This is a genomic window from Bacillus sp. PK3-067 (genome assembly GCF_056738645.1).
This window is the reverse complement of sequence record NZ_CP096490.1, coordinates 4,456,445-4,481,264: the sequence shown is the minus strand read 5'-3', so window position 1 is coordinate 4,481,264 and position 24,820 is coordinate 4,456,445. Positions and strand designations below refer to the sequence as shown.

Genomic DNA, 24,820 nt, shown 5'->3' with positions numbered 1-24,820 from the left:
TATACCAGTTGAAGGAAAAAGCGTATCAATCTAAACCTTTACTCACAAAGAGAGAGAGAGAAGTATTTGAATTGCTGGTTCAAGATAAAACAACGAAGGAAATTGCAGGTGAACTTTTTATAAGTGAAAAGACAGTTCGCAACCACATCTCAAACGCAATGCAAAAGCTAGGGGTTAAAGGACGTTCACAAGCAGTTGTGGAGCTTCTTCGTATGGGAGAGCTCGAATTATAAGAAAGCAGCCGACTTTTATATAAAAGTCGGCTATTTTTTTGTTTGCTTCACTTGCTATATGAATGATAAAAACGTTTCATACATAAATAGGTAATAAGGAGGGGATATGTTGAAAAGGATACTGTTAGTTTCAACAAGTGCTCATGATATGAATGGACACCCGACTGGTTTGTGGCTTGAAGAGCTCGCAGCTCCTTATCATGTATTAAAAAAGGCTAAGTTTGATGTTGATATTGTGTCAATAAAAGGCGGGAGAGTACCTATAGATAGAGTGTCTATTCCGAATGGTATACCTCGCGAATTCAAGCATGTAGCTTCTTTATTGCAAAATACGAAGCCGATTTCAAATGTTCATTTTTCGGATTATGATGCGGTTTTATTTGGTGGTGGGCACGGGGCGATTGTAGATTTTCCAGGTAATCCATATGTAGCAAATTTGATTGAGAATATGTATAACAATAACCGGATTGTAGCGGCTGTTTGTCACGGAGTAAGCTCTTTAGTCGGTGTGAAAAATAAGGATGGCTCGTTTTTTGTTGCGGGTAAGCGTATAACAGGTTATACAAACGATGAAGAAAGAGCTGTACATTTAGAAAAGCGCGTTCCGTTTTTGCTAGAAAGTAAGTTGAAAGAAGAAGGAGCTTTGTTTTATGTAGCCCCCAATTTTACGCCGCATGTAGTAGTAGATGGTCATTTAATTACAGGACAAAATCCACAGTCTAGCGTGGAAATAGGTAAGGCTATAAAAAGGGCTGTAAATAAATTATAGAAAAAGTACCCGCTACTAACAAAGGTAGTGGGTATTTTTATCCCTCTATTTGCCGGGCAGTAGGACCCCCGATTGGTGAGAGCTAATAATCAGTGGGGATGAACGCCCCCCCACTGATTAAAGTTTCACTGTATTCTAAAATTCCCGCCTCGAAATTGGTTTGTAACCGTCCAGTTGGTAATAATTGATTATAGTTTTTTATGTATAGTATATGAAAATGTAATAAACTAAAAAGGCATAGTGAGTATAATAACTTCATTTATAATCATTCGTGAATTTGCTATACTATTTTGTATGGACAAAAGGGGAGGCTCTTTTAAATGAGAAAAGTCGCATGTGCAAATACTTATATTAATAAAATAAAGCCCATTATTAGAAAGACAAGTTTTAGCCAATTGAAAATAGATGAAATTGCGAAATATATGGATATTAGTAAAGCTACTTTATATAAACGTTTTTCTTCGAAAGATGAAATTATTGAGGCGGTAGTAGAGGATTTCATGAACTATCTACTCGAAGGTGATGCGGATAATCAAGATGAAAGTATGTCATTTACAGAACGTTTCCAAAAGACGTTTATCCATTCTTTAAAATGTGTGACATATATTTCGGATGTTTTTTTGCAAGATTTGAAAGAAGCATATCCGCATTTGTCGGATCAATTAGTCGCTGCCCAACAAAATCGTAACCATAATTTGCAAATGTTTTTTGAAGCGGGTATGGAACAAGGTTATTTTAATAAAATGAATGCACAATTATTTATGGTACAAGATGATGTGATGTTAAGACGTATTATAGATCATTCTTTTTGTATTCAGTACGATATTACGTTAAAGAAAGCGATACTTGATTTTTATCAATTAAAGAAGTATCAACTTTTTAAACCAGAGTATATAGAAGCAATTGATGATTCTGAAATTGAAAAAGAAGTTATTGCTATTTTGCAAATGATTTCGTAAAAAAGCAGATCTCCCTTAATAGAGGAGAATCTGCTTTTTTAGTACATATTATTTTTGCAACTGTTTTAATACTAATTCGGCTACTAGACCACCTGAAGCTGGGTTTTGACCAGTGATAACACGATTATCTTCTAGAGCATAAGCTTCCCACGGTTGCGCGGCTTTTTCGTAAAGTCCTCCATTTTTAATGAGTTTATCTTCTGTTAAAAATGGAACGAATTGATCTAATTCAGCTAATTTTTCTTCTTCATTTGAAAAGCCTGTTACCTTCTTACCGCTAATTAAACGATCCCCATTGCTTAATGTAATATGAAATAAACCAGCAGCTCCATGACAAACCGAAGAAACAATTCCGCCGTTTTCATAAATATTGCGGCTAATATTTTGAAGTTCTTTATTTTCTGGGAAGTCCCAAATAACCCCGTGGCCACCTGCGTAATAAATAACAGCGTAGTCTTCTGGATTCACTTCACTTGGTTTCATTGTAGAACCGAGGCGATTCATAAACTCTTTCTTTTGATACCATTCCCAATCGATACTCTCCGCCATTGCTAAACTATGTGGATCAATTGGTGTATAACCGCCTTGTGGACTGACGTAATCAACTTCGTAACCCGCTTCTTCTACTTTTTTTACGAAATGTACAGCTTCACCAAGCCAAAGTCCGGTAGCCCTATTTAAATTTGGGTATTTTTCTACGCTTGTTAATACAACTAACATTTTTCTCTTCATCATAATCCTCCTATAATGTCTCTTTTATATAAAAGTTCTGTATGCGTTTCATTTTATTAAGTTAAAAAATGTAAATTTGAATAATCATGCCAGTCCTCCTTATATCGGCTTCGAAATTAGTGTATAATAACTTTTGAACAAAGTAAACTAAAAAGACTTAATTAGTTTACTTTGTATATTTTTCGTTGACAAACTGTAATGCTGAAACTATGATAGTTCCATGAATATCGAACAACATACGTGTTTCGTTTCGAATTCAATTTACCCCGCATTAACGGGCAGTAAGACCTCCATCTCAAAATTCAGCGGAAGCAAAGAAGTTAGGTGGGGGTTGGGCTGCCCGTAAAAGCCCGATTGGTGAGGGCTAATAATCAGTGGGAGATGAACACAAACCTCACTGATTAAAGTTTCACTTTATCGCGCGATAAATTAGCAACTTTTACACATTTAATGAAGTTGTTTAGTGGTGATACAACATTTAAATAAGTTCATTTTTTTATCTATAGTTTGATAGTTTTAAAATTGCAATCAGGAGAGTGTTACACATGGGGAAAGATATAAGAAACCATTCGAAATGGTTTGTTTTTACATTATGTTTTATTGTTTTGTTAGGACCGATGAACGCTGTGTTATTTAATGTAGCGCTAGAGGATATTGCCAATGATTTATCAATTAGTCAATCGAAAGTAAGCTGGGTTGTAGTAGGGTATTCCTTAGTTGTCGGTATTGGTTCGATAATATATGGAAAGCTGGCTGATCGTTACAGTGTAAAAAGACTATTAATTATTTCTATTATCATATTTGTAGCTGGTTCTATTGTTGGATTTGTGAATCAATCTTATGAAATTATCATTTTCGCAAGGTTAGTGCAGGCGAGCGGCGGAGCAGCGTTTATTGCGCTTAGTATGATTGCGGTGGCGAAATTAGTTGCTCCAGCTAAAAAACCAGGTGCGTTAGCAATGATTAGTTCTTCTATTGCATTAGCGGTTGGTATTGGACCTTTAGTAGGTGGGGCAATTACAAATACGTTAGGGTGGCCGTATTTATTTTTATTTATGGTTATTTCAATGATTGGTATTTTCTTACTCGTAAAATTTATGCCAGAAGAGGCGCGACATACAGATGAAGTGTTTCGCTTTGATTTCATTGGAGCAATTTTATTATTTGTATTGATTACGACCATTTTATTAGGAGTTAATATTAATAGTTGGCTTTTTGTGTTATCTGTTGTTTTTCTATTTTTATTTAAGGCTCATATGAAGAGAACGGAGTCGCCGTTTATTGATATTGAGTTATTTACAAATAAACCATTACTTCGTTTAATAGCGGTCGGATTTATCATTAATGTGGCGTTATGTGCTAGTTTATTATTATTACCATTACTGTTAGGAAGAGGACATGGATTGTCTCCATTCGTTATTGGAATTGTATTGTTTATTGCATCTCTCTTTGGTATTGTATCTAGTTTTATTACCGGAAAGATTATTCCTTCGTTTGGGAATGTGAAGATGATGTATGTAGCTTCTGTAGTTATGATCATTGGCTTTTTAATTTTAGGGATTATTCCGGACGGGAACTTACTCTTTATTTTATTTGCGGTTATTTTAACATTTATGAGTTATTCGGCAATTCAAGTATCATTAAACACATTTATCCCGAAAACATTAAATCCAGCTAAAGTTGGAGTCGGTCTTGGTTTATATAATTTAATTAACTTTTTCGGTATGGCATTTGGACCAGCTGTAGCGAGCAAAATTATGGAATCTACAAATAGTTATCGATTGAATTTTATTTTGATCGTCATTTTAATTGCTGCTCATTTCTTCTTATTAATGGGAATGTCTTCTTTTCAAAAAAAGATGGAGCAATGAATATGCACTTTATATAGAAGAAACCGACTTTCTTATAGAAGGTCGGTTATTTTTCTATCTTGCAAATTACGAAAAAAAGGAGCAAAATAAAAAAGGTCCTAGTCTATACATGGGAAAATGAAAATTTTCATACAGAAGCATTTGAAGTGAGCGAACTTAAAGTGTGTAAAATATAATGATAAACATAAAAGATGATGAATGAGAAAACGGGTGATGAAGTTGAATAGAGCAATCGGTGTTATCGATTCAGGAGTTGGCGGTTTAACAGTAGCGAAGGAATTAATTCGTCAGTTGCCGAAAGAGCGTATCATATATTTAGGAGATACAGCACGTTGTCCTTATGGTCCACGTTCTCGAGAAGAAGTACGTCAATTTACGTGGGAAATGACAGAGCATTTACTAGACTTAAATATTAAAATGTTAGTTATTGCGTGTAATACAGCAACTGCAGTTGTATTAGAAGAGATGCAAAAACAATTACCAATTCCAGTAGTAGGAGTTATTCACCCAGGATCACGTACAGCTTTAAAAGTGACAAACACGTATCACGTTGGGATTATTGGAACGATTGGAACGGTGAAAAGTGGTGCATACGAAGAGGCGTTAAAGTCTATTAATAACCGTGTTATGGTAGAAAGTTTAGCTTGTCCACCTTTCGTTGAACTTGTAGAGAGTGGGAATTTCGAAAGTGAAATGGCGTATGAAGTTGTAAGAGAAACGCTGCAACCACTGAAAAGTACCGATATTGATACACTTATATTAGGGTGTACACATTATCCGATTTTAGGACCTGTTATTAAAAAAGTAATGGGAGATAAAGTGCAACTAATTAGTTCTGGTGATGAAACAGCACGTGAAGTAAGTACAATCTTATATCATAGTAAAATGTTGAATGAAGGAGAAGAACAAAGCGATCATCTCTTCTTAACAACAGGAAAAATAGGCTTGTTTAAAGAAATTGCATCAAAATGGTTCGGTCAACCGATTGAAAATGTGAAGCATATTCATTTAGAAAAAGAATAATAGTAGAATTTATATAAGTGAGCTCCTGAGAAATCAGGAGTTTTTGTTTTATCTTGCTATTTGCTGGGGAGTAAGACCCCTACTGATTAAAGTTTCAATTTATAAGAGGCGCAGCTTGTTCTAAAACGTGAAACAGCTCGTATACATAATAGTACAAACTTAGATTTTAGGGGGGAATGGCATGCCTAAATCCACTTTTAAATGGGTTGTTGGTGCTACTGTGAGCGCTGTTTTACTAACAGGGTGTGGCTTTATAAATCAAGAGAAAGCAACTGAACAAATTGATCCGCCAAAACAAGTTACGTATACAGAGGGTGGGAAGAAAGAAGTAGCTAAAAAAGATAAGCAAGGGCAAATGGTAAACAGAGAACTATACCTTGTTGATAAAAATGGTTATGTTGTACCACAAACGTTAGCTATACCTACTCCGAAAGCAAATGAGACTGTGAAGCAAACGTTAGAATACCTTGTGAAAGATGGACCGGTAACGAATTTATTACCGAATGGGTTTCGTGCAGTCATTCCGGCGAATACAACGATGACTTTAGATTTGAAAAAGGACGGAACGGCAGTTATTGATTTCTCTAAAGAAATGAAAAACTATGCGAAAGAAGAAGAGCGTCAAATCGTTGAATCTATAGCTTGGACGTTGACGCAATTTACAGAGATAAAACAAGTGCAGTTCCAAATAAATGGTGAGAAATTGGCAAAGATGCCGGTTGGTGGTACACCGCTTGGTGAAGGAGTGAGCCGTGCAAATGGTATTAACTTCGATGATGAACAAGTAGCAGATGTAACAAATACAAAACCAGTCACACTGTATTTTATGGCGCAAAATAATAATAAACAGCAATACTACGTACCAGTCACACGCCGCGTTGCGGAAGGTAAAGAAAATGACTATGCAGCAATTATAGATGAACTTGTAAAAGGTCCGATCCATCAATCGCTCCTGAATGATTTTAATCCAGGCGTTAAGCTTATTACGAATCCGAAATTACAAGACGGAAATCTTACATTAAACTTTAATGAAAATATATTTGTAAACCCAGATAAAAATATGATCTCAAATTACGTATTGAAGTCGTTAGTTTTATCTTTAACAGAAAAGAAAGGTGTGAAAAATATTTCTATTGAAGTGAATGGAAAAGCAAATCTTATAGATGAAAAGGGCGGAAAGTTAATAAAACCTGTAGATCGTCCAGAAAACGTGAATACAGGTAGTTTTTAATCTTGAATAATTTGATATACTTAAGTAAGAAAGGAGAATTGCTTTTTGGGTTCTCCTTCTTTTATTGTATACATATCATACATTTAAATTTGGCTATACTAACGAGTAGTAATTAAGAGGAGGTTATTTTTATGCGAGTAGATGGTAGAGAGAAAACAGAATTACGCCATATACATATTCATACGAATTATTTAAAACATCCAGAGGGATCTGTATTAATTGAAGTTGGGGATACAAAGGTGATTTGCTCAGCAACAATTGAAGAGCGTGTACCACCGTTTATGCGTGGAGAAGGAAAAGGATGGGTAACAGCTGAATACGCGATGATTCCGCGTGCAACAGAACAACGTACGATTAGGGAGTCGAGCAAAGGGAAAGTAACAGGGCGTACAATGGAAATCCAGCGCTTAATTGGACGAGCATTACGTGCGGTAGTTGATTTAGAAGCGCTTGGCGAGAGAACAGTTTGGATTGACTGTGATGTCATCCAAGCAGATGGTGGAACGAGAACAGCTTCTATTACAGGTGCATACGTAGCGATGGTATTAGCGTTTGAGAAGTTATTACAAGCAGAAAAAGTATCTAAAATTCCAGTAAAAGATTATTTAGCAGCAACGTCAGTAGGAATTGTTGAAGAGCAACAAGGTGTTGTTTTAGATTTAAACTATGCAGAAGATTCTAAAGCAGACGTTGATATGAATGTAATTATGACTGGAAAAGGTCAGTTTGTTGAAGTGCAAGGAACTGGAGAAGAAGCGACGTTTAGTAGAGCGCAGTTAAATGAATTACTTGATGCAGCAGAACAAGGCATTTTCCAACTGATTGATATGCAAAAAGAAGCGTTAGGTGACATCGTATCTCATATAGAGTAGAGGTGGAAAGTATGAAACAAGTTGTTGTAGCGACAAAAAATATGGGGAAAGTACGTGAATTTGCTGAGTTATTTGAGCGATTTGATTTAGAAGTGAAATCATTACACGATTTTCCTCATATTGAAGAAGTCGAAGAAACTGGTGAAACATTTGAAGAAAATGCGATCTTAAAAGCGGATAGTTTGAGTAGACAGTTGAATGCAATTGTAATTGCGGATGATTCAGGTCTTATTGTAGATGCGTTAAACGGGAAACCAGGCGTGTATTCAGCTCGTTTTGCTGGAGAGCCAAAAGATGATCAAGCGAATATTGATAAAGTTTTACAAGAATTAAATGAAATACCGTTTGATAAGCGTAAAGCTCGCTTCTACTGTGCATTAGCAGTAGCTTTCCCTGAAGGTGATAAAAAGCCTGTCATTGTAAACGGGACATGTGAAGGATTTATTTTAGAACAACGCCGCGGAGAAAATGGCTTTGGATACGATCCGATCTTTTATGTGGAAGAATACAAAAAAGCAATGGCGGAATTAAGTTCAGATGAAAAAAATGCTATTAGTCACCGCGGACGTGCTCTTCGTAAGCTAGAAGAAAAAATCCCTGAATGGTTTTTAGGAGAATAAGGGAGAGAGATTGATGAAAGCTTTAATCGTAAGCGATAGTCATAGCTCTGTGAAGGAATTACAGCAGTTAAAAGAGAAGTATGAAGGGAAAGTAGATATCATGATTCATTGCGGTGATTCAGAGCTAACGCCTGCTCATGAAGAGCTGCAAGGTTTCCATGTTGTAAAAGGAAATTGTGATTATGCTAACTTTCAAGATGAAATTGTAACTGATGTAGATGGAATTCGCTTCTTAGTTGTACATGGGCATCGACATAATGTAAAAATGACATTACAAACGCTAGCGTACCATGCTGAAGAAGTGGGAGCGCAAGTTGCATGCTTCGGACATTCTCACGTATTAGGTGCGGAATTAATCGAGGGCGTTTTATTTATTAATCCAGGCAGTATTTTATTACCACGTCAGCGTGTAGAAAAGACATTTGCTTTATTAGAAATGGATGAAAATCAAATGGAAGTTCGTTTTGAAACGTTAGACGGACAACTAGTTGAACAGGCAGTTTTTAAAAGAGGATAAGAAAATTTATCCTCTTTTAAAAAAGGTGTTGACTTTATGCGTGGTTATACATATAATAAATATTGTCGATAGGGAAACGGCGCTAACGAAGAAAAGAAAATAACATATGCGGGTGTAGTTTAGTGGTAAAACAAGAGCCTTCCAAGCTCTGGTCGAGAGTTCGATTCTCTTCACCCGCTCCATGTCCCAGTAGCTCAGCCGGATAGAGCATACGCCTTCTAAGCGTACGGTCGGGAGTTCGAATCTCTCCTGGGACGCTAAAAAAACCTTGTTATCAAAAGATAACAAGGTTTTTTGTTTGTCTAAAATTTGATGTTTGGGTTATAAGTGTAGTTCATGCTTAATATTTGCGACCTTTCCTTTGATATTAAGCAGTTGCATATGTACTTTTTTTCTTAAATAAAAAGAGCGCCATTTATGCGCCCTATTCATCTTATTTAATTTAAAGAATTAATAGGTTTATGATGGAACTCAAATCCATATCCAGATTCTCTTAATTGTTTACTTGCAATATTATAAAATTCTTTACCATTCTAGTACGGTTGAGCAGCAGTTATCGGAACTTATCCCCGGCAGTGTGTTACAATTAATAGAAGCGGAAAATGAGAATCTCCAATTGACTGGACCTGTGATTGGTTAGATGGTTTAAGAAGGTCGTATAAAAAAGGGAGATGGCGCAAAGATGGCGAGATCAAATGAGAATGATTTAACGGAGAAATTGGCAGAAGGCCACCGAAAATATGGTGATGGCAATTTTACAGTACAGAACATCGGTGATGAAACTAACCCGAATTGGACTGTCGTAAAAAATGTGAGGAAGGGATCGGCAGGCATTCGCGAAGGAGAAGATATATTAAGACTGCGATCAAAATATATAAAATAGTACGGAAATGGGCGGAGCGGGAGTTCGAATTTCTCCTGGTACGCTACAAAAACCTTGTTATCTTTTGATAACAAGGTTTTCTGTTTAGTTATTAATAAACTTCTCAAATACAAAACCATAATCTTTCACATTATATTGTTTCTTCGTATCAACAAGCCAGTTAAAGGCAATCTCGTTCATTTCTTTAAATTGCTCTGCTAAATTTACTTGTGCGTTTGAAATGCGGCTAAAGGCATTAGATGCCATATCTAAACTTTTATGTGCATATTGTAATGTAATATCGTTGTCGTATGAAATTTCTTCGATTTTAAGTAAAGCCTTATATAAATCTTTTAATTCTTCAATATGTTTTTTATGAACATCAATTGAGTAATGTTCATCGCCCATTTGAAACTTAATTTCTACATCTAAATCAATCGTTCCTGCAGTTTCGAGTGCTACGTTTTTAATTTGATATTTACTATAACGAAAGCGGCGTAGTGTACGTTTTTTACTTGTTGCGCTTGTACCGTCTAAGTGAATTAACCCTTTGTTTGTGAAGCAATATTCATCTGATTTCGATTTAATTAGAAAGTAAATTTTCTCTCCATCTTCATGCATTACATAATCATCGGCATCGACCTTATCATAGTCTTTAGGTGTAATAACAGAACCTACATCGCTTAGTCCTAATACATCTGCGGCCATTTTTTTAAACATATATAATCCCCCTTGTAAATTAAATTCTTAATTGTATAAAAATATATTAACATCATTTTCATCCTTTGTTTTCTTGTAATACGAAAATATCTGAAGGTAAGTTAAGAAAAGTAATGAATAATTATTTTGATCCTAAATTATTTAGTAAATCTATTAGTTTAAGATTGGATTCTCCTAAAAATAACCAAGAGAAAAAAGTTAATTTTGCAAGTGATTATAGAGAAATTCCGTGAAAGCACCTTAAGCTATGTGAGGTGTTTTTCTATCCTCTTTTGAAATCTTACAATTCTGTAAGGTAACTGTAAGGTAGTTCGATGGTAACAAATTGCTAATCTTTTATAATGAAGATAACAACGATAAAACGAGGAGGCAGAAATGATGAAAGGATTAGTTGTAACGGGCTTAACGGTTGCTTTTGGATTTGTAGCATATGAGAAATTAACGTATGTAGTTGATGTTGTGAAACATTTGATTGCTTAGAGAAAACAGCCATGAGAGGGAAAGGGAATGAGTGAATGAATGGAATGGTTATTTGGAATTATAGGTACTTGTAGTGTAGTGTTATTGTTCTTTGTCCCAAGTGGTATACTTAGTTCGACAACAAGTTTGTTCTTCTTAAGTTTGTTTGCTTGTACGATGCTTATTATTATGTTTTTAATGAAGCGAAGTAAACCAATCTTCTATTTTAGCATGATTGTTATGGCAATTATTGTTCTCCAAATTATTACCCTTGTAATATACCCCACAATTATAAAAGCTTTCCATTAATGATGAATCCTCTGCGCTTGTTGCTGGGGATTTTTATTTGTACAATTTTAATTTTTAGTAGAGATTTATTCGTATTGGAATGTAAAAATTAAATATTTTTATATTTCAAACAAATAGTTTTGGGATGTTGTGTTCTCATTACGCATTTGATATATTTACTTTGAACATAATTAAAATCAAGAAAAAGAGGCGGACGTATGGATAAAAAAGAAAATACGGTCGTATTGTTTCCACAACTATCAGAGCGCTATATTGATGAAGGTTTTTTAGCGCTGAAAGAGCGGAAGTTCGAAGATGCATTGCGCTGCTTTGAAATATTACGTCAGTATAATGCGGAAACGGAACAAACGGAATTAGCTTCAGTTATTTGTTTACTCGAATTAAAACGTATGGAAGAAGCGAAAGACAAATGTGAACAGTTGCTTAAAACAGGAGTTGTCTTATTTGGTGATATTCTTGAAACGTACGTGACTATTTTAGTTCAAACAAATGATTATGAAGGTGTTATTGAAACTGTTGAAAAGGTTTTACAAACGAAAGATATAATGCCTGATCAAAAGGAAAAATTAGCGCAACTTGCTTTATTTGCAGAAGGTATGCTCAATGAGGGAGACGCATCGCTAGTGGATTCAAATTTTGAGTTGGATGAGTTTACTAATGAAATTTTTGGAGAAAACTTTGGACAGAAGCTAAGAGCGATTCAGCGACTTTCGTTAAAAGACTTAGATCTTGCATTACCTGTTTTAAAGAAATTTTTAATAGAAGAAGAGCAACACCCCTATTTGAAAACTTCTATTTTGTATAAAATGATAGAAAGTCAGGTAGAAGAGGAAATAGAGGTAGAAAAGTTTGGGAATACGATTAAGGTAATTCCAGCATTTACAGGTCATAATGAGGAGCAATCCAATAACATTATACATAAATTATCAAGTCGATTAGAGCAAAATTATCCCGATATATTTGAAGCAATGGTTACATATTGGAAAGAATTGCAAATTAGTGTTTTCCCATTTGCTCTATTAATGGATAAAGAAGAGATTTGGTCAGCTGTTTTAGAGAGAATTGGAAGAAAGCGTTTCGGATTGGCTATTGATGAAGAAGAGCTTATGGCAGCATACAATATCGAATTGGAAGAGTTTCATATTGCCTATCAATGGTTATTACGTGTTGAAAGAGAAGGATATTTGCCCGTATAATTATGAAAAAGAATCGTTCAGTTCTTGAAACGAGCATATTCTATGTTATAATGTAAGGGTTGCAAAAGGCAGAAAACTGCCTGTTTGTAAGAGAAGAGAAGTGTAATTCTCTTACTTAATATGTTTCATATTATTCTCGAACAAAATATACCGTAGTTGTCTTCTGGGCAATTAGTAGATTGGAACATTATATCTGAAAGCTTTTGCTAGAGGATTATTTGTGTATTTGTTATTTCAAAAAAGAGATAATGAAGATCTTAATCTATAGAGGTATGTGCATACATTATTATAGTTGGAGGGAAAGAATAAATGTCTACAAAATGGGAAAAATTAGAAGGTAACGTTGGCGTTTTAACAATCGAAGTTGATGCTAAAGAAGTAAACAACTCTATCGACGCTGCGTTCAAAAAAGTAGTAAAAACAATTAACGTACCAGGTTTCCGTAAAGGAAAAATGCCTCGTCCATTATTCGAACAACGCTTTGGTATTGAATCTTTATACCAAGATGCTTTAGATATCATTTTACCAAAAGCATACGGTGAAGCGATTGAAGAAGCTGGTATCTTCCCAGTTGATCATCCTGAAATCGACATCGAGAAGTTCGAAAAAAATGCTAACCTTATCTTCACTGCAAAAGTTACAGTGAAACCTGAAGTTAAATTAGGTGAGTACAAAGGTTTAGCAGTAGAAAAAGTTGAAACAACTGTAACTGACGAAGATGTAGAGAACGAATTAAAATCTTTACAAGAACGTCAAGCTGAACTAGTTGTTAAAGAAGAAGGAACTGTTGAAAACGGTGATACAGCTGTAATCGACTTCGAAGGTTTCGTTGATGGCGAAGCATTTGAAGGCGGAAAAGGCGAAAACTACTCTCTAGCAATCGGTTCTGGTACATTCATCCCAGGTTTCGAAGAGCAAGTAATCGGTCTTAAATCTGGTGAGTCTAAAGACGTTGAAGTATCATTCCCAGAAGAGTACCATGCTGCTGAATTAGCTGGCAAACCAGCAACATTCAAAGTAACAATTCACGAAATCAAAACAAAAGAACTTCCTGAGTTAAACGACGAGTTCGCTAAAGAAGCAGACGAAGCGGTTGCAACTCTTGATGAATTAAAAGCAAAACTTCGCACAAACTTAGAAGAAGGCAAAAAGCACGAAGCTGAGCACAAAGTACGTGACGAAGTAGTAGAATTAGCTGCTGCTAACGCTGAAATCGAAATTCCAGAAGCTATGATCAACACTGAGTTAGATCGTATGGTTCGTGAATTCGAGCAACGTTTAAGCCAACAAGGTATGAACCTTGAGCTTTACTACCAATTCACAGGTACTGATGCTGACAAATTAAAAGAGCAAATGAAAGAAGATGCACAAAAACGTGTAAGAATCAATCTTGTTCTTGAAGCTATCATTGAAGCTGAAAACATCGAAGTTACTGAAGAAGAAGTAACTGCAGAAGTTGAAAAAATGGCTGAAATGTACGGTATGCCAGTAGACGCTATCAAGCAAGCTCTTGGAAGCGTAGACGCTTTAGCTGAAGATCTTAAAGTGCGTAAAGCTGTAGACTTCTTAGTAGAAAACGCTGCATAATAAAATAACAAGGCACGATTAAAATCGTGCCTTGTTTTATAAATATAGAAATATATTTATAAAACTTTTCGATGGAGAAGGAAAAGTTCCTTTACAAGTCGAATATACATATTTCAAAAGTTTTAAAAATTTTTTATTTGTACATAACTAGTCATATTATTTGTATTTCTCGCCACGTAGTGACATAATATGTATTTACATACGATACATTTATCGTGTACATACGAAGGCAAGAGGTTAGCACTTTGTAAGGGGTGTGAAAATATGTTTAAATTTAATGATGAAAAAGGGCAATTAAAATGTTCTTTCTGTGGTAAAACACAAACGCAAGTTCGAAAGTTAGTGGCAGGTCCAGGTGTTTACATTTGTGACGAGTGTATCGAACTTTGTACTGAAATTGTACAAGAGGAGCTTGCGAAGGACGAAGAAGTAGAATTCAAAGATGTACCGAAACCGGTAGAAATTCGTGAAATCTTAGATGAGTATGTCATCGGGCAAGATAGCGCGAAAAAAGCACTAGCGGTAGCGGTATATAACCATTACAAACGCATTAATTCTAACAGCAAAATTGATGATGTAGAATTAGCGAAGAGTAATATCGCACTTATCGGGCCAACAGGTAGTGGTAAAACATTACTGGCACAAACTTTAGCGCGTATTTTAAATGTTCCATTTGCAATCGCGGACGCAACATCTTTAACAGAAGCTGGATATGTTGGGGAAGATGTAGAAAATATCTTACTAAAATTAATTCAAGCAGCTGATTATGATGTAGAGAAAGCGGAAAAAGGAATCATTTATATTGATGAGATTGATAAAGTGGCACGTAAGTCCGAAAATCCATCAATTACACGTGATGTATCTGGTGAAGGTGTGCAGCAGGCACTTCTGAAAATTTTAGAAGGTACTGTAGCAAGCGTTCCACCTCAAGGTGGTCGTAAGCATCCGCACCAAGAGTTTATTCAAATTGATACAACGAACATCTTATTCATTTGTGGTGGAGCGTTTGATGGCATTGAGCCGATTATTAAACGTCGCCTTGGTGAAAAAGTAATTGGATTTGGTTCTGAGAAGAAAAATGCTGATGTGAATGAGAAGCATGTTTTATCTCACGTATTACCAGAGGATCTTTTAAGATTTGGTTTAATTCCAGAGTTTATCGGTCGTCTTCCAGTTATTGCGAACCTAGAGCCACTTGATGAAGATGCTCTTGTTGATATTTTAACGAAACCGAAAAATGCACTTGTTAAGCAATTCCAAAAATTATTGGAGCTTGACGATGTTGAGTTAGAGTTTGAAGAAGGTGCACTAATCGAAATTGCGAAAAAAGCAATTGAACGTAAAACGGGTGCTCGTGGACTTCGTTCTATTATTGAAGGCTTAATGCTTGATGTAATGTTCGAACTTCCATCTCGTAAAGATATCGAGAAGTGTATTCTTACAAAAGAAACAGTAGCTGATAATGAGCCGCCAAAATTGGTGTTACAAGACGGTACTGTACTTGATACAAAAACATCTGCATAATGCGAAAGGGAAACAGCAATTTTTATAATTGCTGTTTTTCTTTATGTTTAGCTACGTTCCTCCGCGGAAATACTAAGAGATAAAATATTGCGGGAGGAAATAAATAATGAGCTGGACAAATATATTTTTAGTTGTTCAACTTGTTTTTGGTGTAATTGTCGGATTGTATTTCTGGCATTTACTTCGAAATCAACGAACACAAAAAGTTTCAATTGATCGAGAATCGAAAAAAGAATTAGAACAGCTTCGTAAAATGCGTGAGATTTCTTTAACAGAGCCGCTAGCAGAAAAGGTGCGTCCTACAACCTTTTTAGATATTGTAGGGCAAGAGGACGGAATTAAGTCGTTAAAAGCGGCTCTTTGTGGTCCGAATCCGCAACATGTAATCATATATGGCCCGCCAGGTGTTGGGAAAACAGCGGCAGCACGTCTTGTATTAGAAGAAGCGAAACGAAATCCTAAATCTCCATTTCGTACGAATGCAACATTTATTGAACTTGATGCGACAACAGCTCGGTTTGATGAACGTGGTATCGCAGACCCTTTAATAGGTTCGGTGCATGATCCGATTTATCAAGGTGCTGGGGCGATGGGGCAAGCAGGTATTCCGCAACCGAAAAAAGGTGCTGTAACAGATGCACATGGTGGTATTTTGTTTATTGATGAGATTGGCGAGCTCCATCCGATTCAAATGAACAAAATGTTAAAGGTGTTAGAAGATCGAAAAGTATTTTTAGAAAGTGCGTACTATAGTGAAGAAAATACGATGATCCCAACATATATACATGATATTTTCCAAAAAGGCTTACCGGCAGATTTTCGCTTAGTTGGAGCAACGACACGTTCGCCAGAGGAAATTCCTCCTGCTATTCGGTCACGTTGCTTAGAAGTATTTTTCCGTGAATTAGATACGGAAGAAATTCAAAAAGTAGCGAAAAATGCCGCGGAAAAAGTGGAAATGCAAATAGGTGAAAATGGTATTGAAATGATCGGGATGTATGCAAGGAATGGACGAGAAGCGATTAATCTCGTGCAAATCTCTGCTGGTATGGCGATAAATGAAGAACGTTCTTTCATTAAGGATGAAGATATAGAGTGGGTTGTTCACTCAAGTCAGCTTACACCGAAATATGAAAAGCGCATTTATCCGATTCCAAGGATTGGTCTTGTAAATGGTCTTGCTGTATACGGACCAAATACAGGTGCGTTATTAGAAATTGAAGTAACAGCAATCAAGGCGAAAGATAAAGGATCGGTAAATGTTACCGGAATTGTGGAAGAAGAAAGTATTGGTAGTCAAACGAAATCGATTCGTCGTAAAAGTATGGCGAAAGGCTCTGTTGATAATGTATTAACAGTACTTCGTTCTTTAGATGTGTTGCCAGAAGGATATGATATACATATTAATTTTCCAGGTGGTATCCCGATTGATGGCCCTTCTGCAGGAATCGCTATGGCAACAGGTGTATATTCTGCGGTGCACCGCACGTATGTAAATAATGAAGTAGCGATGACAGGGGAAATAAGTATACACGGAGAAGTAAAACCTATTGGTGGCGTGTACGCAAAAATAAAAGCTGCGAAAAAAGCGGGAGCTAAGAAAGTCATTATTCCTGCTGAAAATATGCAACCATTTTTGTATACGATCAAGGGAATTGAAATTATTCCTGTCCGTAAGTTAAAAGAAGTATTTGAGTTAACGTTTATGCAAGAAAATATGCATAGAGAGCTAGATGTACATACTAAGGTAGACGAAACTGATGCACAATCTATGTGAAAATAAACAATAATAAAATTTGCCAGACTTCGTTTAAGTTTGTATGCTTAATCGGAGTCTTTTTTCTTTTCGTGAGGTAGAAAAACAAGCTATTTACAATTGCGCGGAATCTCAGCAATTGCATCTAGGTGTATTGTAATATAAAATAGTTGAACAGGAGTTTAATTTATTATGGAGGTGCTATGTCTAGTATGAATACGAACGAAAGAATCGTGCCCCTCCTACCATTAAGAGGCGTTCTCGTATATCCAACGATGGTTTTGCATCTTGATGTAGGACGTGATAAATCGATACAAGCACTAGAGCAGGCGGCAATGGATGAAAATATCATCTTTTTAGCAATGCAAAAAGAAATGAATATCGATGATCCGAAAGAAGATGACATATATAGTGTAGGTACGGTGGCGAAAGTGAAGCAAATGTTAAAATTGCCGAACGGTACGCTTCGTGTCCTTGTGGAAGGTTTACATAGAGCAGAAGTAATAGAGTTTATCGAAGAAGAAAATGTAGTACAAGTGTCGATTAAAACGGTAACTGAAGAAGTAGAAGATGATTTAGAAGAGAAAGCTCTTATGCGTACGTTACTGGAGCATTTCGAACAATATATTAAAGTTTCGAAAAAAGTTTCAAATGAAACATTTGCAACGGTAGCTGATGTGGAAGAACCAGGGAGATTAGCTGATCTAATTGCTTCTCACTTGCCGATTAAAACGAAGCAGAAACAAGAGATTCTAGAGATTGTATCTGTAAAAGAACGATTACAAACACTTATTTCAATTATTCAAGATGAACAAGAGTTACTTAGCCTAGAAAAGAAAATTGGGCAAAAAGTGAAACGTTCCATGGAGCGCACGCAAAAAGAATATTTCTTACGTGAGCAAATGAAGGCGATTCAAACTGAACTTGGCGACAAAGAAGGCAAGGGCGGAGAAGTAGAAGAACTTCGTGAGAAAATTGAACAGTCAGGAATGCCGGAAGAAACAATGAAGGCTGCGCTGAAAGAATTAGATCGTTATGAAAAGTTACCAGCAAGTTCTGCGGAGAGTGGTGTTATTCGCAATTATATTGATTGGTTATTAGCGCTTCCGTGGACAGAGGCAACAGAAGATATAATTGATCTTGCTCATTCGGAAGAGATTTTAAATAACGATCATTACGGTCTTGAAAAAGTGAAAGAGCGTGTACTTGAATATTTAGCTGTACAGAAGTTAACGAATTCATTAAAAGGACCTATCCTTTGTTTAGTAGGCCCTCCTGGGGTCGGCAAAACTTCGTTAGCGCGTTCAATTGCAACATCATTGAATCGTAACTTCGTCCGTGTATCTCTTGGTGGTGTGCGTGATGAATCTGAAATTCGTGGTCACCGCCGTACATATGTTGGAGCAATGCCAGGACGCATTATTCAAGGTATGAAAAAGGCGAAAACAGTTAATCCAGTCTTCTTATTAGATGAGATTGATAAAATGTCTAACGATTTCCGTGGAGATCCATCAGCGGCATTACTTGAAGTATTAGATCCAGAACAAAACCATAACTTCAGTGATCATTACATTGAAGAACCATATGATCTATCAAAAGTTATGTTTGTAGCAACTGCTAATACACTTTCAAGTATTCCAGGTCCATTACTTGACCGTATGGAAATCATTTCGATTGCTGGCTATACAGAACTTGAAAAAGTACACATTGCTCGTGAGCATTTATTGCCGAAACAATTAAAAGAACATGGCTTACGAAAAGGTAATTTACAAGTGCGTGATGAAGCGCTGCTTGAGATTATTCGTTATTATACACGTGAGGCTGGTGTTCGTACGCTAGAGCGCCAAATTGCAAAAGTTTGCCGTAAAGTAGCGAAGATTATCGTTACAGCAGAACGTAAACGTATCGTTGTGACAGAGAAAAAGATTGTTGATTTACTTGGTAAACACATATTCCGTTATGGGCAAGCTGAAAAAACAGACCAAGTTGGTATGGCAACAGGTCTAGCTTACACAGCAGCAGGCGGCGATACACTTGCCATTGAAGTTTCTGTAGCGCCAGGAAAAGGGAAACTAATTTTAACAGGGAAACTTGGGGATGTTATGAAAGAATCAGCACAAGCTGCGTTTAGTTATATACGTTCTCGTGCAGAAGAGCTTCAGATCGATCCGAATTTCCATGAGAAAAATGATATTCATATTCACGTTCCAGAAGGAGCAGTTCCAAAAGACGGACCGTCAGCAGGTATTACGATGGCAACGGCACTTATTTCTGCGCTAACAGGTATTCCTGTAAGTAAAGAAGTCGGTATGACAGGTGAAATTACACTTCGTGGTCGTGTATTACCAATTGGTGGTTTAAAAGAAAAAACATTAAGTGCTCACCGCGCAGGCTTAACAAAAATTATTTTGCCAGCAGAAAACGAGAAAGATTTAGATGATATTCCAGAGAGCGTAAAAGAAAACCTTACGTTTGTGCTTGCATCTCATTTAGATGAAGTATTGGAGCACGCATTAGTAGGAGTGAAACAATGAAAGTAACAAAAGCAGATATTGTAATTAGTGCTGTTAAACCAGAACAATATCCAGACAGTGATTTACCAGAAATTGCATTAGCAGGTCGTTCAAATGTGGGGAAGTCTTCCTTTATTAATAAAATTTTAAATCGTAAAAAGTTAGTACGTATTTCTTCTAAACCAGGAAAAACGCAAACGCTGAACTTTTTCTTAATCAATGAGATGATGCACTTTGTTGACGTTCCAGGTTATGGATATGCGAAAGTATCTAAATCGGAGCGCGCTGCATGGGGGAAAATGATTGAAACGTACTTTACAACGCGTGAACAATTAGACGCAGCTGTATTAGTAGTTGATTTACGTCACCAACCAACAAGTGATGACGTGATGATGTATGATTTCTTAAAGCATTATGAAATCCCAACAATTATTATTGCGACGAAAGCCGATAAAATTCCGAAAGGGAAATGGCAAAAGCATTTAAAAGTTGTAAAAGAAACGCTTGCTGTTGAAATTGGCGATGAAATTGTTCTATTCTCTTCTGAAACAGGACTTGGAAAAGAAGAAGCGTGGAAAGCAATTCATAAATTTACAAAAACAAAAAACGCGTGACGAATGTCGCGCGTTTTTGTTTTGCTAAATTTTTTAGCGTACGTTTAATGTAACTTCAATATTTCCTCGTGTTGCTTTCGAGTAAGGACATACACCGTGAGCCGCTTCTACAAGTTCTTGTGCTTCGCTATGTGAAACGCCAGCCACATGTACATCAAGTACAGCAGATAGGCCGAAACCACCATCTGTATCTTTTCCGATAGAAACGTGAGCAGTTACTTCTGTACTTTCTACTTTCACACGTTTTGTACGAATGACAAGTTGTAATGCACTATCGAAACAAGCTGCATAACCAGCTGCAAATAGTTGTTCTGGATTTGTTGCTTCTCCGCCTGCACCACCTAGTGCTTTCGGCATTTTTACATCAAGATTTAATATGCCATCATCTGAAACTACTTTCCCATTTCTTCCACCTGTTGCTGTTACTGAAGCAGTATATAATTTATCCATATTTATTCCCCTTTTCCATCATTAATTGTTTTCATTGTGTCAATCAGTTTATTTAGTTGAATTAATAAAGAGCGATATTCTTGCTCTGTAATTCCTAAGTTTGTAGCCATCGTTGTCGGTAATGAACAAGCCTTTTCCTTTAAATCTTTGCCCTGTTCTGTTAATTCAATACAAACTTTTCGCTCGTCTTCTTTGGAACGAACACGTTTTACAAGTTTTAATGATTCCATACGTTTTAACATAGGTGTTAACGTACCAGAATCTAAAAATAGACGTTCTCCAATTTCTTTTACTGTTAGTCCATCTTGCTCCCATAGTACGAGTAAAGTAATGTACTGGGGATACGTAATACCCATTTCTTCTAAATAAGGTCGATAAAAACGAGTAACCTCTCTAGAGCAGGCGTAAATAGAAAAACAAAGTTGGTTATCTAGATGCAAAGAGTCTTCTGTCATAAATAACTCCCTTCTAATTAAGTTGTGCACAATTTAATTTTGTAAAATTAATATAACGAAAAAGAAATGCAATGTCAAATACATTGTATTGAGAAAGTCTTTGTTACATTTTGGAACAATCATACATATTTTCCTTCATGATGAAAGAAGATAGGGAAGATGATGTTATAATTTATATGGAATAGTTTCCATCACTTGATTATGAGGGCTTTTTTTGGTAACGTACAAATAGAGTTATTAATTTATAATCATTATAAAGTAGAAATTTTTTTATTAGTGTTACTGAATCTCCTTTATTACATACGGAGAATAATTAAAAAATAATCGGTTGTTCACACGATTGTCAGATTCATAAGAGGAAAGTTGTATTATGATAGTAGATAAAGTGATAAAACGGGTGAAGGGGGACATGCTGCGTGCATATTCTTGTTGTTAGTGTAAATTATCGAACAGCCCCTGTAGAATTTCGTGAGAAACTCACATTTCAGGCAGCAGAACTAGAGCGAGCGATGACTACATTACAAAATCAAAAGAGCGTGTTAGAGAATGTCATTGTGTCAACTTGTAATCGCACTGAGATTTATGCTGTTGTCGATCAATTACACACGGGACGGTATTATATTAAGAAGTTTTTAGCTGATTGGTTTCAGCTTGAAATAGAAGAAGTCGCGCCATATTTAACTATTTTTGAACAAGATGGCGCAATAGATCATTTATTCCGCGTAACGTGCGGTTTAGATTCAATGGTAGTCGGAGAAACGCAGATTTTAGGTCAAATAAAAGATAGCTTTTTAGAAGCGCAACAAGTTAAAGCAACAGGCACAATTTTTAATGAATTGTTTAAGCAAGTCATTACATTAGCAAAACGTGCCCACTCAGAAACAACAATCGGGGAAAGTGCAATGTCTGTTAGTTATGCTGCTGTTGAGCTTGGAAAGAAAATATTTGGCGAGTTAACAGATTGTCATGTGCTTATTCTTGGTGCTGGTAAAATGGGCGAACTTGCACTACAAAACTTATATGGAAGTGGTGCTCGTAAAGTAACAGTTATGAATAGGACGCTTTCGAAAGCAGAAGTAATGGCTGAGAAATATATGGGACATGCAAAATCGTTAAGCGAATTACAATGTGCATTATTAGAAGCAGATATTTTAATTAGTTCAACTGGTGCATCTGAGTATGTCATTACGAAAGAGATGATGACAAAGGTGGAGAAAATGCGCTCTGGTCGTCCATTATTTATGGTTGACATTGCAGTGCCGCGTGATATTGATCCAGCGATTGATGAGCTAGAAGGTTCTTTCTTGTATGATATTGATGATTTACAAGGAGTAGTGGAGGCAAACCGTGCTGAGCGTTTGAAAGAGGCAGAGAAAATTCAATTTATGATTGAAGAGGAAATTGTTCTGTTTAAAACGTGGTTAAGTACACTTGGTGTTGTTCCATTAATATCAGCTCTTCGTGATAAGGCACTTGCAATCCAAAGTGAAACGATGGTAAGCCTAGAGCGAAAAATACCAAACCTTAGTGATCGTGAGAAAAAAGTTATTAGTAAGCATACGAAAAGTATTATTAATCAATTATTAAAAGACCCAATTTTAGTAGCGAAAGAAATAGCTGCTGAAGAGGGAGCGAGCGAAAAATTAGCGTTATTTGCAAAGATTTTTGATTTAGAAACGGAAGAAGTAGAGAGTCGTGCGGAAGAAGTAGAACATAAAAGAGTGTGGACACCATCCGTTCCATCTTTATAATTTGGAAGGATGATCGGATGAGTTTTTTAAATAACAGTATTATTTATCATATTGCAATTATTTTATATGCTTGTAGCATTAGTTTATATTTTATAGATTATTTCCAAAGTAACCGAAAGGCGAACCGATTTGCTTTTTGGTTACTTGCGATTGTATGGGTCCTGCAGTCTATTTTTATGTTGCTTAGAGCTACAGATTCAGAAACGAATCCTATTTTAACTTTATTATCAGGGATTTATTTTTATGTTTGGTTATTGATTACGATGTCGTTAGTTATTAATCGATTTATGAGAATTGACTTTTTAGTCTTTTTTACAAATGTTGTAGCATTTGGCGTAAGCGCTTTTTCTATTTTTACACCGCTCGGAAAGATGTCGCCAGTACTTGCGGAACAATTAGTTTCAGAACTTGTATACGTGCATGTCGGTATGGCAATTATTTCTTACGCAACGTTTACTGTATCGTTCATTTTTTCTATTATGTATTTATTGCAATATCGCCTATTAAAAAAGAAAAAATGGAATGCGAGATTAAGAAGGTTAGGGAATTTACCGAAGCTAGAATCTATGTCTTACGGATTAAATTTATTTTCTGTTCCATTTTTCTTACTAGCAATTTTATTAGGATGTATATGGGGATATACAAAATTGGATAATTTCCATTGGTATGATACGAAAGTAATCGGATCTTTTGTCGTTCTATTTGTGTATTGCACAGGTTTATATTTACGAGCGGCAGATGTGTTGCAAGGTAAGAAAATTGTACAGTGGAATATCGGATCGTTTCTCGTAATGCTAGTAAACATTTTTCTATTAAGCAGTTTGTCCAATTTCCACTTTTGGTATTTATAATGAGGAGAGAGAATTATGCGCAAAATTATTGTAGGGTCACGAAAGAGTAAACTAGCATTAACGCAAACAAACTGGTTTATTGATCAGTTAAAAGCCCTAGGTCTACCATATGAATTTGAAGTGAAAGAAATTGTCACAAAAGGTGATGTTATTTTAGATGTTACTCTTTCAAAAGTAGGCGGAAAAGGCTTGTTCGTTAAAGAAATTGAGCATGCGTTACTTACGAAAGAAATCGATATGGCTGTACATAGTATGAAAGATATGCCAGCCGTACTTCCAGAAGGTTTAATGATTGGCTGTACACCAAAGCGTGTTGACCCTCGTGATGCTTTTATCTCAAAAAATGGAGCATCGTTTAAAGAGTTAGCGGAAGGTGCTATTTTAGGTACGAGTAGTTTAAGACGTAGTGCACAGCTACTCGCTGCGAGACCAGATTTACAAGTGAAGTGGATTCGCGGGAATATCGATACACGTTTACGTAAATTAAAAGAAGAAGATTACGATGCGATTATTTTAGCGACAGCTGGATTACAAAGAATGGGCTGGGATAATGATGTTATTACAGAACATTTAGATGATACGTTATGTGTACCTGCTGTAGGACAAGGTGCATTAGCGATTGAGTGTCGTGAGGATGATAAGGATTTATTGCAGTTGTTAGCGCATATTAATGATACGATAACAGAAAGAACAGTGGCAGCGGAGCGAGTATTTCTTCATAAACTTGAAGGTGGATGCCAAGTTCCAATTGCTGGATATGCAACCCTTACAGAAAACGATGCAATCGAATTAACAGCTCTTGTCGGCTCTATGGATGGCTCTGTTTTATTAAAAGAGACAGTAGTGGGTACTAATCCTGAGGAAGTAGGGTTAGAGGCCGCGGACCGTTTAATTAAACAAGGCGCCAAAGAACTCATTCTTGCTGCAAATAAGGAGCAACAATAAA

General features: G+C 36.2%; 24 protein-coding genes, 2 tRNA genes and 1 pseudogene. 22 read left to right on the top strand and 5 right to left on the bottom strand.

Annotated elements, in window-relative coordinates; all coding sequences use genetic code 11:
• The first annotated feature begins 8 nt into the window (after positions 1–8).
• From gerE to M1D73_RS23040, 3 genes are all read left to right on the top strand, one after another.
• A complete protein-coding gene (gene gerE / locus M1D73_RS23050) occupies positions 9–233 on the top strand; it encodes a spore germination transcription factor GerE (protein ID WP_000659484.1) in 225 nt (74 codons plus the stop codon).
• 106 nt (positions 234–339) lie between these two features.
• Complete coding sequence (locus M1D73_RS23045; RefSeq protein WP_000919607.1) at positions 340–1,002, top strand: type 1 glutamine amidotransferase domain-containing protein; 663 nt, start codon at positions 340–342, stop codon at positions 1,000–1,002.
• Between the two features lie 320 nt (positions 1,003–1,322).
• The gene (locus M1D73_RS23040) at positions 1,323–1,961 is read left to right on the top strand and encodes a TetR/AcrR family transcriptional regulator (protein WP_001233006.1); all 639 of its coding nucleotides are present in this window, start codon (positions 1,323–1,325) and stop codon (positions 1,959–1,961) included.
• 48 nt (positions 1,962–2,009) lie between these two features.
• On the opposite strand, the gene M1D73_RS23035 is transcribed toward M1D73_RS23040, so the two are convergent.
• Positions 2,010–2,693 carry a type 1 glutamine amidotransferase domain-containing protein gene (locus M1D73_RS23035; protein ID WP_000823849.1) on the bottom strand — a complete coding sequence of 228 codons (684 nt, stop codon included), beginning with the start codon at positions 2,691–2,693 and terminating at the stop codon, positions 2,010–2,012.
• A 545-nt stretch (positions 2,694–3,238) separates the two neighbouring features.
• Here M1D73_RS23035 and M1D73_RS23030 point away from each other — a divergent pair.
• From M1D73_RS23030 to M1D73_RS22995, 8 genes are all read left to right on the top strand, one after another.
• The gene (locus M1D73_RS23030; RefSeq protein ID WP_000513856.1) at positions 3,239–4,564 is read left to right on the top strand and encodes an MFS transporter; all 1,326 of its coding nucleotides are present in this window, start codon (positions 3,239–3,241) and stop codon (positions 4,562–4,564) included.
• A 213-nt stretch (positions 4,565–4,777) separates the two neighbouring features.
• Positions 4,778–5,587: a glutamate racemase gene (gene racE, locus M1D73_RS23025; protein ID WP_000774005.1), complete on the top strand. Its 810-nt coding sequence runs from the start codon at positions 4,778–4,780 to the stop codon at positions 5,585–5,587.
• A gap of 181 nt (positions 5,588–5,768) precedes the next feature.
• Entirely contained in the window at positions 5,769–6,818 is a 1,050-nt protein-coding gene (gene gerM / locus M1D73_RS23020) for a spore germination protein GerM (protein WP_001126746.1), read from the top strand.
• Between the two features lie 131 nt (positions 6,819–6,949).
• A complete protein-coding gene (gene rph, locus M1D73_RS23015; RefSeq protein ID WP_088322136.1) occupies positions 6,950–7,690 on the top strand; it encodes a ribonuclease PH in 741 nt (246 codons plus the stop codon).
• Between the two features lie 11 nt (positions 7,691–7,701).
• Positions 7,702–8,310 (top strand): XTP/dITP diphosphatase, encoded by a 609-nt coding sequence (locus M1D73_RS23010; protein ID WP_000815939.1) that lies wholly within the window; start codon positions 7,702–7,704, stop codon positions 8,308–8,310.
• Between the two features lie 13 nt (positions 8,311–8,323).
• Positions 8,324–8,827 (top strand): metallophosphoesterase, encoded by a 504-nt coding sequence (locus tag M1D73_RS23005; RefSeq protein WP_000645488.1) that lies wholly within the window; start codon positions 8,324–8,326, stop codon positions 8,825–8,827.
• A 108-nt stretch (positions 8,828–8,935) separates the two neighbouring features.
• Positions 8,936–9,009, top strand: a tRNA-Gly gene (locus M1D73_RS23000).
• A gap of 1 nt (position 9,010) precedes the next feature.
• A tRNA-Arg gene (locus tag M1D73_RS22995) sits at positions 9,011–9,084 on the top strand.
• 180 nt (positions 9,085–9,264) lie between these two features.
• Here M1D73_RS22995 and M1D73_RS22990 read toward each other — a convergent pair.
• A pseudogene (locus M1D73_RS22990) lies at positions 9,265–9,357 on the bottom strand (DUF6572 domain-containing protein); the annotation flags it as partial.
• 152 nt (positions 9,358–9,509) lie between these two features.
• Here M1D73_RS22990 and M1D73_RS22985 point away from each other — a divergent pair.
• A complete protein-coding gene (locus M1D73_RS22985) occupies positions 9,510–9,710 on the top strand; it encodes a hypothetical protein (protein ID WP_000124460.1) in 201 nt (66 codons plus the stop codon).
• 84 nt (positions 9,711–9,794) lie between these two features.
• Here M1D73_RS22985 and M1D73_RS22980 read toward each other — a convergent pair whose 3' ends face one another.
• The gene (locus M1D73_RS22980) at positions 9,795–10,409 is read right to left on the bottom strand and encodes a PH domain-containing protein (RefSeq protein ID WP_000473863.1); all 615 of its coding nucleotides are present in this window, start codon (positions 10,407–10,409) and stop codon (positions 9,795–9,797) included.
• 519 nt (positions 10,410–10,928) lie between these two features.
• Here M1D73_RS22980 and M1D73_RS22975 point away from each other — a divergent pair.
• From M1D73_RS22975 to ysxC, 7 genes are all read left to right on the top strand, one after another.
• Entirely contained in the window at positions 10,929–11,177 is a 249-nt protein-coding gene (locus M1D73_RS22975; RefSeq protein WP_001983650.1) for a hypothetical protein, read from the top strand.
• A gap of 197 nt (positions 11,178–11,374) precedes the next feature.
• The gene (locus M1D73_RS22970; RefSeq protein ID WP_000358277.1) at positions 11,375–12,373 is read left to right on the top strand and encodes a hypothetical protein; all 999 of its coding nucleotides are present in this window, start codon (positions 11,375–11,377) and stop codon (positions 12,371–12,373) included.
• Positions 12,374–12,682: 309 nt separating this feature from the next.
• Complete coding sequence (tig, locus tag M1D73_RS22965; protein ID WP_000105215.1) at positions 12,683–13,960, top strand: trigger factor; 1,278 nt, start codon at positions 12,683–12,685, stop codon at positions 13,958–13,960.
• Between the two features lie 264 nt (positions 13,961–14,224).
• Positions 14,225–15,484 (top strand): ATP-dependent protease ATP-binding subunit ClpX, encoded by a 1,260-nt coding sequence (gene clpX, locus M1D73_RS22960; protein WP_000472289.1) that lies wholly within the window; start codon positions 14,225–14,227, stop codon positions 15,482–15,484.
• Between the two features lie 106 nt (positions 15,485–15,590).
• Complete coding sequence (gene lonB, locus M1D73_RS22955; RefSeq protein WP_000119176.1) at positions 15,591–17,261, top strand: ATP-dependent protease LonB; 1,671 nt, start codon at positions 15,591–15,593, stop codon at positions 17,259–17,261.
• 182 nt (positions 17,262–17,443) lie between these two features.
• Positions 17,444–19,774: an endopeptidase La gene (gene lon, locus M1D73_RS22950; protein WP_000097289.1), complete on the top strand. Its 2,331-nt coding sequence runs from the start codon at positions 17,444–17,446 to the stop codon at positions 19,772–19,774.
• On the top strand, positions 19,771–20,367 hold the full coding sequence (gene ysxC, locus M1D73_RS22945; RefSeq protein ID WP_000869116.1) for a ribosome biogenesis GTP-binding protein YsxC: 597 nt from the start codon (positions 19,771–19,773) through the stop codon (positions 20,365–20,367). The genes lon and ysxC overlap by 4 nt, the downstream gene beginning before the upstream one ends.
• Positions 20,368–20,400: 33 nt before the next feature.
• Here the strand turns inward: ysxC and M1D73_RS22940 are convergent, their stop codons facing one another.
• Together M1D73_RS22940 and M1D73_RS22935 are read right to left on the bottom strand one after the other, a co-directional pair.
• Positions 20,401–20,817, bottom strand: a complete 417-nt coding sequence (locus M1D73_RS22940) for an organic hydroperoxide resistance protein (RefSeq protein WP_000359781.1) — start codon at positions 20,815–20,817, stop codon at positions 20,401–20,403.
• 2 nt (positions 20,818–20,819) lie between these two features.
• A complete protein-coding gene (locus M1D73_RS22935; RefSeq protein WP_000133916.1) occupies positions 20,820–21,272 on the bottom strand; it encodes a MarR family winged helix-turn-helix transcriptional regulator in 453 nt (150 codons plus the stop codon).
• Positions 21,273–21,688: 416 nt separating this feature from the next.
• On the opposite strand from M1D73_RS22935, the gene hemA reads away from it, so the two are divergent.
• From hemA to hemC, 3 genes are read left to right on the top strand one after another with little or no spacing between them, the layout of a single operon-like run.
• The gene (gene hemA / locus M1D73_RS22930) at positions 21,689–23,023 is read left to right on the top strand and encodes a glutamyl-tRNA reductase (protein ID WP_000547868.1); all 1,335 of its coding nucleotides are present in this window, start codon (positions 21,689–21,691) and stop codon (positions 23,021–23,023) included.
• A gap of 17 nt (positions 23,024–23,040) precedes the next feature.
• A complete protein-coding gene (locus tag M1D73_RS22925; RefSeq protein ID WP_000008991.1) occupies positions 23,041–23,874 on the top strand; it encodes a cytochrome c biogenesis protein in 834 nt (277 codons plus the stop codon).
• A gap of 15 nt (positions 23,875–23,889) precedes the next feature.
• Positions 23,890–24,819 carry a hydroxymethylbilane synthase gene (gene hemC, locus M1D73_RS22920; protein WP_001226407.1) on the top strand — a complete coding sequence of 310 codons (930 nt, stop codon included), beginning with the start codon at positions 23,890–23,892 and terminating at the stop codon, positions 24,817–24,819.
• The last annotated feature ends 1 nt before the right edge of the window (position 24,820 follow it).